Source organism: Caproiciproducens sp. (assembly GCF_053840905.1).
In genome coordinates this window covers 83,818-95,697 of sequence record NZ_JBNLXQ010000008.1, presented here as the reverse complement: position 1 = coordinate 95,697, position 11,880 = coordinate 83,818, and the positions used below count along the sequence as shown (strand labels likewise).

At 54.2% G+C, this 11,880-nt stretch carries 11 protein-coding genes; 9 read left to right on the top strand and 2 right to left on the bottom strand.

What is annotated here, in order from left to right; translation table 11 throughout:
* Positions 1-55 precede the first annotated feature (55 nt).
* The 4 genes from ACQGQ5_RS10025 to ACQGQ5_RS10010 are packed head-to-tail and all read left to right on the top strand — an operon-like array spanning position 56 to position 4,852.
* Complete coding sequence (locus tag ACQGQ5_RS10025; protein ID WP_455736362.1) at positions 56-1,801, top strand: FAD-dependent oxidoreductase; 1,746 nt, start codon at positions 56-58, stop codon at positions 1,799-1,801.
* Positions 1,789-3,054, top strand: a complete 1,266-nt coding sequence (locus ACQGQ5_RS10020; protein WP_455736361.1) for an NAD(P)/FAD-dependent oxidoreductase — start codon at positions 1,789-1,791, stop codon at positions 3,052-3,054. The genes ACQGQ5_RS10025 and ACQGQ5_RS10020 overlap by 13 nt, the downstream gene beginning before the upstream one ends.
* Positions 3,047-3,412, top strand: a complete 366-nt coding sequence (locus ACQGQ5_RS10015; RefSeq protein ID WP_455736360.1) for a DUF1667 domain-containing protein — start codon at positions 3,047-3,049, stop codon at positions 3,410-3,412. The genes ACQGQ5_RS10020 and ACQGQ5_RS10015 overlap by 8 nt, the downstream gene beginning before the upstream one ends.
* A 21-nt stretch (positions 3,413-3,433) precedes the next feature.
* Positions 3,434-4,852: an FAD-binding oxidoreductase gene (locus tag ACQGQ5_RS10010; protein ID WP_455736359.1), complete on the top strand. Its 1,419-nt coding sequence runs from the start codon at positions 3,434-3,436 to the stop codon at positions 4,850-4,852.
* 106 nt (positions 4,853-4,958) lie between these two features.
* Here the strand turns inward: ACQGQ5_RS10010 and ACQGQ5_RS10005 are convergent, their stop codons facing one another.
* Entirely contained in the window at positions 4,959-5,303 is a 345-nt protein-coding gene (locus ACQGQ5_RS10005; RefSeq protein WP_455736358.1) for a hypothetical protein, read from the bottom strand.
* Positions 5,304-5,446: 143 nt separating this feature from the next.
* Between ACQGQ5_RS10005 and ACQGQ5_RS10000 the strand changes: the two genes are divergently transcribed.
* The 5 genes from ACQGQ5_RS10000 (at position 5,447) to ACQGQ5_RS09980 (ending at position 9,767) form a co-directional block, all read left to right on the top strand.
* The gene (locus ACQGQ5_RS10000) at positions 5,447-6,898 is read left to right on the top strand and encodes a 4-hydroxyphenylacetate 3-hydroxylase family protein (RefSeq protein WP_455736357.1); all 1,452 of its coding nucleotides are present in this window, start codon (positions 5,447-5,449) and stop codon (positions 6,896-6,898) included.
* A gap of 29 nt (positions 6,899-6,927) precedes the next feature.
* Complete coding sequence (locus ACQGQ5_RS09995) at positions 6,928-7,233, top strand: NifU family protein (RefSeq protein WP_455736356.1); 306 nt, start codon at positions 6,928-6,930, stop codon at positions 7,231-7,233.
* Positions 7,230-7,499: a hypothetical protein gene (locus ACQGQ5_RS09990; RefSeq protein ID WP_455736355.1), complete on the top strand. Its 270-nt coding sequence runs from the start codon at positions 7,230-7,232 to the stop codon at positions 7,497-7,499. The genes ACQGQ5_RS09995 and ACQGQ5_RS09990 overlap by 4 nt, the downstream gene beginning before the upstream one ends.
* Before the next feature lie 17 nt (positions 7,500-7,516).
* Complete coding sequence (locus ACQGQ5_RS09985) at positions 7,517-8,806, top strand: acetyl-CoA hydrolase/transferase family protein (protein WP_455736354.1); 1,290 nt, start codon at positions 7,517-7,519, stop codon at positions 8,804-8,806.
* Between the two features lie 274 nt (positions 8,807-9,080).
* Entirely contained in the window at positions 9,081-9,767 is a 687-nt protein-coding gene (locus ACQGQ5_RS09980) for a response regulator transcription factor (RefSeq protein ID WP_455736353.1), read from the top strand.
* On the opposite strand, the gene ACQGQ5_RS09975 is transcribed toward ACQGQ5_RS09980, so the two are convergent.
* Positions 9,748-11,727, bottom strand: a complete 1,980-nt coding sequence (locus ACQGQ5_RS09975) for a sensor histidine kinase (protein WP_455736352.1) — start codon at positions 11,725-11,727, stop codon at positions 9,748-9,750. The two genes, ACQGQ5_RS09980 and ACQGQ5_RS09975, sit on opposite strands and share 20 nt — an antisense overlap.
* Positions 11,728-11,880 lie beyond the last annotated feature (153 nt).

The window sequence follows — 11,880 nt, the reverse complement described above, 5'->3', positions numbered from 1 at the left end:
ATTTCATAGATTGCCGGGGCGAGCATAAGCTCGTCCCGGTGAACGGAGGTTCCAAATGGAAAAACAAATAGAACAAATCTTAAAAATGATTCAATCCGACGGACGCTTTACCGCCTGTTCGGTGAAAGTCACACTCTCAGCCGACAGTATTCTCACTTTGACGGGAACCGCTGACACTTGGGAAAACGTAGTGAATCTGGGACATTTGACGGCTTCAGTACCCGGAGTTGTCAATGTTGTAAACGATCTGACCGTAGCAAACATCCATCCGTACAGGCCGGACAATCGCCGCCGTATCGCGGAAGCAAGGGAGATCGGCGTTATCGGGGAAACCGACGTCCTCATCGTAGGGGGAGGAATCAGCGGCTGCGGGATCGCCCGGGAACTTTCCAAATACGATCTTCGCGTGGCGGTGGTGGAGAAGGATTCCGATGTCTCGGAAGAAGCTACAAAAGCGAACAACGGCGACATTCACCCCGGACATAAAGTCAAACCGGGGACTCTCAAGGCAAAACTCAACGCCCGCGGAAATTTCCTCTATACCAAGTGGCAGGAAGAATTAGGGTTTGAGATGGTTCGTTGTGGGCAGACCAGCGTCGCCTATTGCGAAGAGGATATGAAAAAGCTTCGGCAGACGTACGAAGACGGTCTTCAGAATCAGGTCCCCGGTCTTCGGCTTTTGACCCGCGAAGAAGTGATCGAAAAGGAACCCGGTCTGGCCGCAGAGCCCGTGGCCGGCGGACTGAACGCCCCGACGATGGCTGTGGTAGAACCCTTTCGGGTCTGTGTCGCTCTTGCAGAAAACGCCGTCCAAAACGGGGTAAAATTCCTTCTTTCCACGGAATTGCTGGCGATTGACCGTCAGGAAGGGCATGTGGCCGCCGCCGTTACGGAGCGCGGGATCATCCGCGCCAAATACATCATTAACTGCGCCGGCGTGCACGCCGATGATGTGGCCGAGATGGCGGGAGACCGATTTTTTACCATTCATCCCCGCCGGGGCGGTATTCTTCTGTTTGACAGACAGGTTTCTTCTCCGTTTCGGGGGACGGTATCGTCCATGCCGAAAGAAAAAAACAAAGACTCCAAGGGCGGCGGCTTTTCCGCTACTCCCGAAAAGAATATTCTGATAGGCCCTTCCGCCGTCGAGGTTTGGGACAAAGACGCCAAGAGTATGGAAGCAGAAGATTTTGAATATGCTTTCCAGTGTGGGAAATCGGTTTATCCTTCCCTGAAAAAACAGGATATTATTGCGATGTACGTGGGTATTCGGCCCGCGGATTATACCGAGGATTTCATCATCGGCCTTTCCCGAAAGGTAGGCGGGTTTATCAATGTGGCGGGCATTCAGTCTCCGGGTCTTGCCTCGGCTCCTGCCATTGCCGAAATGGTAATCGGAATTTTGAAAGATGACGGTCTCGTTCTGGAACAGAAACCGGGCTACCAGCCTTATCGTAAGGAACCGGTTCAGTTCCGCAGACTGTCCCGCGAACAGCAGGCCGAACTGATAAAGAAAGAGCCCAGCTATGGGCACATCATCTGCCGCTGCGAGCAGATCACCGAAGGGGAAATTTTGGAGGTCCTCCAATCCCCCCTGATTCCTACTACCGTGGACGCCATCAAACGGCGCACGAGAGCGGGCATGGGGCGGTGCCAGGGCGGCTTCTGCCAGCCCAGAGTGGTGGAAATTCTTGCGCGGGAATTGGGAAAGTCCTGGACTGACGTCAATCTCAAAGGCCGGAACGGCTATATCCTGGCCCAAGACAACCGGGAGGGGGACAAAGCGATATGCAAACCTTGAAATTTGATTTAGCCGTCATTGGCGGCGGACCCGCCGGTTTGGCCGCGGCTTTGGAGGCCAAGCGCCAGGGCGTGGAAAAGATTGTACTGATCGAGCGTGATTCCGACTTGGGCGGAATTCTCCAACAATGTATTCACGATGGTTTCGGCCTCCAGCGGTTTCATAAAAGAATGTCCGGCGGACAGTATGCCGAGGAGTTCATACGCGAACTGCTGGCCACGGATATTGTCATCCGGTCAAACACCACCGTCTTAGAGCTCACGCAGGAAAAAGTACTCTACGCCGTAAACGAAAAGGACGGTATGCAGCGCTTTGAGTGCGGGGCGGTTATTTTGGCAATGGGCTGCCGCGAACGGACCCGCAACCAGGTTTTCATTTACGGAACCCGGCCAAGCGGAGTGCTCACAGCGGGCACCGTACAGCGGTACATCAATATGGAGGGCTACCTTCCGGGAAAACGCGCCGTTATTCTGGGATCCGGGGACATCGGCCTGATTATGGCAAGACGGATGACTTTGGAAGGGATGTCGGTCGAGGGCGTCTACGAAGTCATGCCGTCGCCGGGCGGGCTTACCCGCAATATCGTCCAGTGTCTCGACGACTTTGGGATTCCCATGTACCTTTCTACGACGGTTACCCATATTACCGGAAACGAACGCCTGGAGAAGGTGACCGTGGCGAAGGTGGATGAAAACCGCAAGCCGATCCCCGGCACGGAGCGGGACATAGAATGTGATTTACTGGTTCTGGCCGTGGGCCTGATCCCGGAAAATGAACTCAGTCTCGGGGCGAACATCAAACTGGATTCCAAGACCCGGGGCCCCATTGTGGACCAGGATTTCATGACTTCCGTTCCCGGCGTGTTTGCGGCCGGAAATGTAGTGGCTGTTTTCGATCTGGTGGACTATGTATCGGAAACGGGTGAACGGGCTGCCCGGGGTGCGGCGCGTTACCTCAGGGGAGAAAACAACAAGGGCGCGCCGCTGGATGTGCAGGCTGGGGAAAACGTCAATTTTGTGGTACCCCAGAAAGTCAGACCGGGCATTGCGGGCGACGGACTCGATTTTTACCTGCGTGTCAAACAGCCGGGTAAAAATCAGGTGTTGAATGTGTTGGGCGAAAAGGGCCTGATTGCTTCCCAGCGGGAAGCGTTTACGGCTCCTCCTGAAATGGTGGTAGCCCGCGTGAAGGCGGGAGCGGAAATTTCCGGAAATCTCGCGGTAGAGCTGAAGGGGGCGGAAATTCATGGATGAAAAACAGCTTACCTGTATCATTTGCCCGCGAAGCTGTCATATTACGGTGCGAAAGACCGCGGACGGCTTGGAAATTACGGGCAATAGCTGTAAACGCGGTTTGGAATTCGCAAAAAGTGAAATCACAAATCCCATGCGTATGCTCACCAGCTCCGTGGTCATACACGGGGCAAAGATCCGTCGGCTTCCCGTCATCACCACAGCCGAGGTTCCCAAGAGCAGATTGAACGAGTGCCTGCAGGAGGTTTATCGGGTCCGCACGGAGGCTCCCGTACAGGCCGGCGACGTGCTGGTCCGGAATCTGTGCGGCACCGGGGTGGATTTAGTGGCGGCCCGTTCTATCGGTCGTGAAAATTAAAGTAAGGGAGTCAATTTTGTCATGAATGAAATGGAAATCAAAACGCAGTTAAAGGAAGTCTTCGGAAGCAGCTTTGTCACAGATCCGGACAGCCTCAAAGAACGCAGCTCGGACCTCATCGGCTACCGCCGCTGGGAACGCTTCAACGGAAGCTATCAGGCGGATCTCCCCATGGGGGCCGTTATGGCGAAATCCACGGAAGACGTGTCGAAAGCGCTGAAATTCTGCAATGAAAATCATGTTGTCGTAGTCCCGCAGTGCGGACGCTCCTGCGTCTGCTCCGGCACGGAAACTTCGAAAGGGTCCCTGGTAGTGGACGGAAGCGGAATGAATAAAATTATTTCCTTTGACGAGGAAAACTTTATGCTGACCGCTCTCTGCGGCACACCGTTGGAATATATCGAGCGCTATTGTGAGGCGCGCGGTTACACAACCGGCCATTTTCCCCAGTCGCTTCCTCTTGCCCAGATCGGCGGCCTGGTGTCCACGCGCAGCATCGGCCAGCTTTCGACGCTTTACGGCGGCATAGAGGACCTTCTGGTGGGTCTGGAAGCGGTTCTGGCGGACGGAACGGTAGTCCGCATCAAAAATGTACCGCGCCGTTCTGCAGGTCCCGACCTGCGGCAGCTTTTCATGGGTTCCGAAGGGAACATCGGTTTTGTGACAGAGGTCACCATTAAGATCTTCCGCAGCTATCCCTATCGCTGGAAAGGGTCGTACGGCATTGCTTCCTTCGAGGAAGGACTCGCCGCGATCAAGGAAATTATGCAGGATGGCTGGAAGCCCGCCGTGGTCCGTCTCCATGATGAAACGGAAGCCGAGATGAGCTATCAGAACTATATCAAGGAAGGGGAAAACATTCTTCTTTTTGTTTCAGAGGGTCCCCGTCCGATCTGTGAGGCAACCGGAGCCGCCATTGATGAAATTGTAAAGAAGCATGGAGGACGTCCTTTGGGAGAAGCTCCGGTGGATCAATGGTACAAAGAGCGCAACGCCACCTGCGATGATCTCTATGGCGCAAGTAAAAGAGGACTGTTGCGCGATACCTGCGAGATTTCGGGCAACTGGTCCGACATACGGCAAATCTACAAAAACGTTCTTCGCCGCTTCCCTGAGGAAATAGAAAATCTGGCCCAGATCAGCGCTCATTCTTCCCACAGCTATCTTACCGGCACCAACCTGTATTTTGTATTCTCGTTCCTGGGCGACAAAGATCTCGCCAAGTCGCGTGCGCAGTATGACACCGCGATCCGCATCATCATGGAGGAGACTCTCCGTGCGGGCGGCAGTATCTGTCACCATCACGGCGTCGGAAAGTACCGCACTCCCTGGATGGCGCAGGAACACGGCACCTCCTACTGCATGATGCGTACTCTTAAAAAAGCCTTTGATCCGAACGGCATCATGAACATCGGCACTTTCCTTCCGAAAGAGGATTGACGGCGCCGAAAAACAGACCGGCCCACAGGGGATCCGGACCAAGGCGGAAAACAGCATAAACAAAAGACGGGACGAGGCTCATTCAGCCCTGTCCCGTCCGAAGTTTTTATTTCATTTTTCCGCCGGTTCCCCAGGTGGGATATTCCGCAATGGCGATATAAATTTCGCTTTCTTTTAATCCCAGCTTTTCCTCCAGGATGAGGAAGGCGGCGGCCGTAAATTCGGCTTTGGCGGCATAGCTCGCAGATCCGTAAATCTTTACGTCCATAAAGGCGCAGCTTTTCTTCTCCTCCCCCGCGAGAAACATGGTATGTCCCTCGGAGAAGTCCACCATGAGAAGTTTTTCCGTTTTGTTGGGTAAAATGCTGATGATTTCCCCAAGCCCGGCCTTTACCGATTCCCGCATCGTTTGATTTAACGACAGCGTCGTACTTATGGAAATATAGGGCATTCGATTTTCCTCCTTTAAACACTTGCTTTAATGAATCAACTATAGCACGAAGCATGAAGGAAAACAAGCTTTTTCGCCGGCCGGGCCGGCCCGGACAAGCGGCGGTTTGTCTATCATTTAGAAATAGGAAAGGAAGATTTTTAATGGCGCTTATGACAGGAGAGCAATATATTGAAAGTATCCGGAAAATTGACATGTGTGTGTACATGTTCGGGAAAAAAATTGAAGATCGTATCAACGATCCGATCCTGAGGCCGTCCCTCAATTCCGTACGGATGACTTACGATCTGGCACAGATGCCGGAATATGAAGACCTTATGACGGCTGTTTCCCCGGAAACCGGCCGCCGCATCAACCGCTTTACCCACATACACAGAAGCACGGACGACCTTGTCAAAAAAGTAAAAATGCAGCGCCTGTGCGGACAAAAAACCGCATCCTGCTTTCAGCGCTGTGTCGGGATGGACGCCTTTAACGCCGTATACAGCACGTCTTACGAAACCGATCAAAAATATGGTACCCGTTATTTTGAAAATTTTAAAAAATTCATGTTTTATGTGCAGGATCACGACCTGACCGTTGACGGCGCTATGACCGACCCCAAAGGGGACCGCTCCCTGCCCCCTCATCTGCAGGCCGACCCGGATATGTTTCTCCGCGTGGTGGAACGCCGGCCCGACGGGATTGTGGTGCGAGGCGCAAAAGCGCACCAGACGGGGATCCTCAATTCGCATGAAGTGATCGTCATGCCGACCATTTCCATGGGGCCGGAAGATAAGGATTACGCGGTTTCCTTTGCCGTTCCTTTGGACGCGAAGGGGCTGTTTATGGTCATCGGGCGCCAGAGCTGCGACACCCGCAAGATGGAGAACTCCGAGATGGATGTTGGCAACGCAGAATTTGGCGGTGTGGAAGCATTGGTCGTCTTTGACGACGTGTTCGTGCCGAACGACCGCATCTTCTTAAACGGTGAAACGGAATTTGCGGGCGTATTGGTCGAGCGTTTCGCCGGGTATCACCGCCAGAGCTACGGCGGCTGCAAGGTCGGCGTAGGCGACGTTCTCATTGGGGCCGCGGCTGTTGCGGCGGACTACAACGGCGTTCAGAAGGCTTCTCATATCAAAGATAAGCTGATTGAAATGACTCATCTGAATGAGACCTTGTATTGCTGCGGAATTGCCTGCTCCGCCGAAGGCGCCCCGACAGAAGCCGGAAACTACCTGATCAATATGCTTCTGGCGAATGTCTGTAAGCAGAATATTACCCGTTTCCCGTATGAGATCACCCGCCTGGCGGAAGATATCGCCGGCGGTCTGATGGTGACAGCGCCGTCTGAAAAAGATCTGCGCGATCCGAAGATAGGGCCGTATGTCGAGAAATATTTTAAAGGGGTAGAAGGCGTCTCAACGGAAAACCGTTTGCGGATTCTGCGCTTAATCGAAAACCTTGTGCTGGGAACGGCGGCGGTAGGGTACCGCACGGAATCCATGCACGGCGCGGGATCTCCGCAGGCGCAGCGCATTATGATCGCGCGCCAGGGGAACCTCGCCATGAAGAAAGAGCTTGCGAAGAAGCTTGCCCACATTAAGGAATGACTTATTTGTTTTGAAAGAAGGAACCGCCGTTGCAAAAGGTTACCATTGATCTGATAGAGGATTTTCTGAACAGCCGCATCCGGCCGATTCTGCTGAAGCACGGCGGAGGAGTGGAGGTTACGGATTATCAGGACGGAATTTTGAAGGTCCGTATGCTGGGGCAATGCAGCAATTGCCCCGGCGCGGTCCTCACCAATCAGGATTTGATTGAGCAGGAGCTCAGGGCCGCTTTCCCCGAGATCCGCCGTGTGATCCTTGCGACGGATGTCAGCGACGAATTGATGAAAACAGCTTTTCGGATGATGAAACAGGGAAATCGATCTGAAAAGTCATGAAAATAGGAATCAAGTATTGCGGCGGATGCAATCCGCACTATGACAGGGCGCAAATCGTTTCCAGAATGCGGAAGGAATTCTATGGCCTTCCTATCGTCAACGCCGATGAAGAAGGGGAAGTGGACCTGGTTGTGGTTATTTGCGGCTGTTCCTCTCAATGTGCCGGGCACGCCGCCCTTCGGGGGCGATACGGAAAGGTGATCCTGACGCGGGAGCAGGACTACGAAAAGCTTCGTTCCTTCTTGATCCAAATACTTACGAAATAATCGGAGAGTGGTTCAGAATGTATTGGCAGGAGTTATATCAACAAAAGCTGACGGCCGCCGATCAGGCCGTCCGGCAAATCAAATCAGGGGACCGGGTTGTCGTTGCCCATGCCACAGGGGAACCGACCGTGCTGATCGACGAAATGGTAAAAAACGCCTCGCAGTATGAAAACGTAGAAATGATCCATATGGTGGCGATGGGCGCGGCAGAATACTGCAAACCCGAATTTTCGAAAAATTTCCACCATAACAGTCTGTTTGTAGGGAACAGCACAAGGCAGGCCGTTGCGGAAGGACGCGCGGAGTTCACCCCCGTTTTCTTTTCGGAGATTCCGCAGTGGCTCAGAACGGAATTGTGGCCGGATGTTGCGCTGATCCATGTATCTCCGCCCGATGAGCACGGCTATTGCAGCTTCGGCATCTCCGTCGATTATACCAAACCGGCGGCGGAATGCGCCAAAACGGTGATTGCCCAGGTTAACCCGCAGATGCCGCGTACGTTGGGGGACAGCTTTATTTCTGTTGAGGATATCGACTATATTGTCGAAGCGGACGCGCCCCTTATTGAGCTGGCGCCGCCGAAGCTGACGGAGGTGGAGATGGCGATCGGCAGGAACTGCGCGTCTCTTGTCCGCGACGGCGACACCCTGCAGTTGGGGATCGGCGCGATCCCGGACGCGGTACTGATGTGTCTGAAGGATAAAAAGGATCTTGGGATTCATTCGGAAATGTTTTCGGACGGCGTCGTCGACTTGGTAGAAGCTGGCGTGATCACGAACCGACGCAAAAATGTGAATCCCGGAAAAAGTGTTGCCGCGTTCCTGATGGGCACAAGACGTTTATACGATTATGTGGACAACAATCCGGCGGTGGCCATGTATCCGGTGGATTATGTCAACGATCCGCGCGTGATCTGCCGGAACGACAATCTGGTTTCCATCAATTCCTGCGTGCAGGTGGATTTGATGGGACAGGTTGTATCCAGCTCGGTGGGGTTGAAGCAAATCAGCGGCGTCGGCGGCCAGGTGGATTTTGTACGCGGCGCGAACATGAGCCGGGGCGGACGGACGATTATGGCGATGCCGTCGACGGCGGCTCATGGAAAATTTTCAAAAATCATTCCTTTCCTTGACAAGGGAGCTGCGGTGACCACGTCCCGAAATGATGTCGATTATGTTGTAACCGAATACGGGATCGCCCAGCTGAGGTGGAAAACCCTGCGTGACCGGGCAAAGGCCCTGATCGGAATTGCCCATCCGGATTTCCGCCCCCGGCTGCTTCAGGAGTTTGAAACCCGCTTTCGTTAAGGACCGTCGGAATGGAAACCAAATCTCCCCGGCACGCTGTCTGCGTACCGGGGAGATAAACTGTACTGATCCTTTTTGATGCGGCGGTTTTAAATGGAGACCTTAACCTCGTTTCCGTCGGCTTTATCTTCTCTTCCGGCGTTTTAAGCGCAGCGGAAAAATCCCCCCTTGTGTGAAAGATGAAGAAATCTTATCTGTTTTGTGAAAAAAAGTCTGCGGTATTTCTTTTTTACATAAAATATGGTAGACTCATGTTAACCGCGGGGGTGAAACGATGAAAAAAGCAAAGCTTTTACTGATAGAGGACGAAGCCGACGTGCTGGAAATCAACCGGGAATATTTTGAGGGGAAGGGCTATGAGATCGTCTGCGCCCCCACGCTCGCCAAGGCGCGCTTTTTTCTGGAGGAGCACGCCCCCGACCTGATTTTGCTGGATGTGATGATGCCGGACGGCTCCGGCTTCGACTTCTGCGCGGAGCTGCGGCAAAAAACAAACGCCCCCATCATCTTCCTGACGTGCAGGAACGAAAATGAGAGCGTGGTAAAGGGACTTTTACAGGGCGGGGACGATTACGTCACTAAGCCTTATGATTTAAATGTGCTGAGCGCCCATGTGGCGGCGCAGCTTCGCAGAAACGGCGTGCTGTCGGCTGGTAAAATTGAGCTGCCGCCTCTGACGGTCGATTTTCTTGCGGGGGAGGCCGTGCTGGATGGGGAGCGTATTCCCCTTACGCTGAAGGAACTGCAGCTTCTGGGCTGCTTTGCCATTTTCGCCGGGCAGCGGCTGAGCTTTGACGAGATTTACCGCCGGGCATGGGGGGAGATGTCGCTCGGCGCCGCCGGAACCATCAAGACCCATGTGGCGAATCTCAGAAAAAAGCTGAAGCTGGACGAAAACGGCTGGTTTGAGCTGGTCAGCACAGGGAAAAGCGAGTACATTTTCAGCAAGGTGCGGTATTAGCTTTACAATACGGCAGGGTGAAGAAAACGGAGGTGCCTTTGCCTTCTTCGCTTTCCAGCCAAATGGTTCCGCCGTGCTGCTCCACAATATGCCTGCAGATATATAATCCAAGTCCGGTGCCGGTGTCCTGACCGCCGCCGGATTTTTGTTTTCCCCCGTAGCGCTCAAACAGGTGGGGAAGCCGCTCCGGAGCGATGCCGGTACCGGTGTCCGAAACACAGACAAGAATCTGTTCTTCCCGGCGCTCGGCAGAGATGGTGATTTCCCCCCCGGCGGTAAAGCGGACCGCGTTGGAGATCAGGTTGACGATCACCTGTGAAATTCGCGCGGGATCGGCGCAAATGCCGGGAAGTCCCGGTTCAATCCGGATTTTCAGACGGTTTTGATTTTTGTTGAGCATGGGATAATGGGTTTTCACTGCGGCATGAATGATCTCATCCAGATGACAGCGCACCGGCTCCATCACCATACGCCCTTCCTCCATGCGGGTCACGTCCAGGATCTGGCCCACCATCAGCGAGAGCCGCTCCGCTTCGGAGGAGATCAGGGTCATCCGGCGGGATACCTCGTCCGCCTGGGGTACGGACATCTGCTCCGTCAGCTGTTTAGAGGTCTGCGCATAGCCGGACATGACGGTCAGAGGCGTTTTCAGCTCGTGGGAAACATTGCCCAAAAACTCCGTTTTCATCCGGTCAAGGCTCTCCAGCGCGGTCTTTTCCGCGGCCAGCTTCCGCTCCGATTCTTTGGACTCCGCCAGCACCCGGTTGTTCATCAGAAACAGGGATACCGTCTGCGCCACCACAAAAACCAGCATAGCCGGTTCCGAAACGGTGACCCTGCCGTGCCCGCTGCCAAACAGGTGGCTTGACATGAGGATATCGGCCAGCGCCGCAAGATAAAACACGGCGGTGCCGTATAGCATGGCGGACTGCTCCCTGTCCGGCTTTCGCATCGTTCGGAACAGGCCGGCGATGCCGGGAACGATCACGGCGATGAGCAGAAGCTGGTAGATAATCAGCAGGCGCGTGTAGACGACGGAATCGGCCAGCAGGAGCAGCAGGCCGTATGCCAGCGAACCGGCGACCGCCGCGTAACACATCGCCCGCAGTGGGCGGGTGGATGCGTATTGCCGCAGATAGAGACACAGAAAGACAGTCAGCAGCACCACGCTCATATATTCGAGCATAAAGACAAGGTTGCCGTTTACGGGGAAATAGATCCATGCCTGGCTCTGGATGAACTCCCGCAGAGCCATGACCAGACATGCGGCGGCGAAGTAAAGGGTCGCCTTTGTGCGTGAGAGAAACAAGTATACGCTCAGCAGCAGTATCGCCGCGCACACCAGTGCCCCTCCCACGAAAAATCCGGCTTCGGAATCGGTAAAGCGCGGTTTGTCAAGGCTGCTGCTTTGTACGGTGAGCGCCGCCAGACCCGCGCCGCCGCGGGCGTGATAAAACTGGGCGCTGTGAAGGATGATATCCATTCTGCCGTTCACGGCGGAAGCGTGAACGGTGATATTGTTTTCCCAGACCTCCGTATCCTGTTTTGTGGTTCCGAGGGCGCCGGTCTGTCCGGACAGCCTGCCGTTGACGTAGACGCGCATCGCGTGGCGGCCGGACAGCTTGAAGGTGAGCGTATAGGTATTGCCGTTATCCGGCAGCAATAGGACGAAGCGCTGGGACAGATAATCCGCCTCGATTTCCTGGTAGCGGCTGATCCTTTCGGGAACGCCCGCGTCGGCGTTTTCCGGTGACAAATAGGTATTGGGGTAATAGTTTTCCGACGCAAGGAGAACCGGAGTCTTATCCAGGTCCGCAATGCCGGATAGGCCGTATACACCGTTTTGTTCCGCAATTGTGACAGCTTCGGGAGTTTCCGGCGGGCGAACCAGCGCCATCATCGCAAGTACGGTGAGGATGGCCGCCAACAGGATAGACGGCAATTTTATTTTCTCCGGCATAGCGGTTTCCTCTTTCCAGGTAATTGTAAGAAGAGTATACCATAGTTTATGGGAAGTTGGAACCAATCTGCAGTGCGGGCTGTCAAATCTTCTGCCATATATATCATTCTCCCCGTGGATAACAAAAAAGCATCCACAGGCGAAAAACTGTCA

What these genes read in the sequence shown, in the direction of transcription:
- ACQGQ5_RS10025 (WP_455736362.1), top strand. Translation starts at nt 56, where the DNA reads ATGGAAAAACAAATAGAACAAATCTTAAAAATGATTCAATCCGACGGA.
- ACQGQ5_RS10020 (WP_455736361.1), top strand. Translation starts at nt 1,789, where the DNA reads ATGCAAACCTTGAAATTTGATTTAGCCGTCATTGGCGGCGGACCCGCC.
- ACQGQ5_RS10015 (WP_455736360.1), top strand. Translation starts at nt 3,047, where the DNA reads ATGGATGAAAAACAGCTTACCTGTATCATTTGCCCGCGAAGCTGTCAT.
- ACQGQ5_RS10010 (WP_455736359.1), top strand. Translation starts at nt 3,434, where the DNA reads ATGAATGAAATGGAAATCAAAACGCAGTTAAAGGAAGTCTTCGGAAGC.
- ACQGQ5_RS10005 (WP_455736358.1), bottom strand. Translation starts at nt 5,303, where the DNA reads ATGCCCTATATTTCCATAAGTACGACGCTGTCGTTAAATCAAACGATG.
- ACQGQ5_RS10000 (WP_455736357.1), top strand. Translation starts at nt 5,447, where the DNA reads ATGGCGCTTATGACAGGAGAGCAATATATTGAAAGTATCCGGAAAATT.
- ACQGQ5_RS09990 (WP_455736355.1), top strand. Translation starts at nt 7,230, where the DNA reads ATGAAAATAGGAATCAAGTATTGCGGCGGATGCAATCCGCACTATGAC.
- ACQGQ5_RS09985 (WP_455736354.1), top strand. Translation starts at nt 7,517, where the DNA reads ATGTATTGGCAGGAGTTATATCAACAAAAGCTGACGGCCGCCGATCAG.
- ACQGQ5_RS09980 (WP_455736353.1), top strand. Translation starts at nt 9,081, where the DNA reads ATGAAAAAAGCAAAGCTTTTACTGATAGAGGACGAAGCCGACGTGCTG.
- ACQGQ5_RS09975 (WP_455736352.1), bottom strand. Translation starts at nt 11,727, where the DNA reads ATGCCGGAGAAAATAAAATTGCCGTCTATCCTGTTGGCGGCCATCCTC.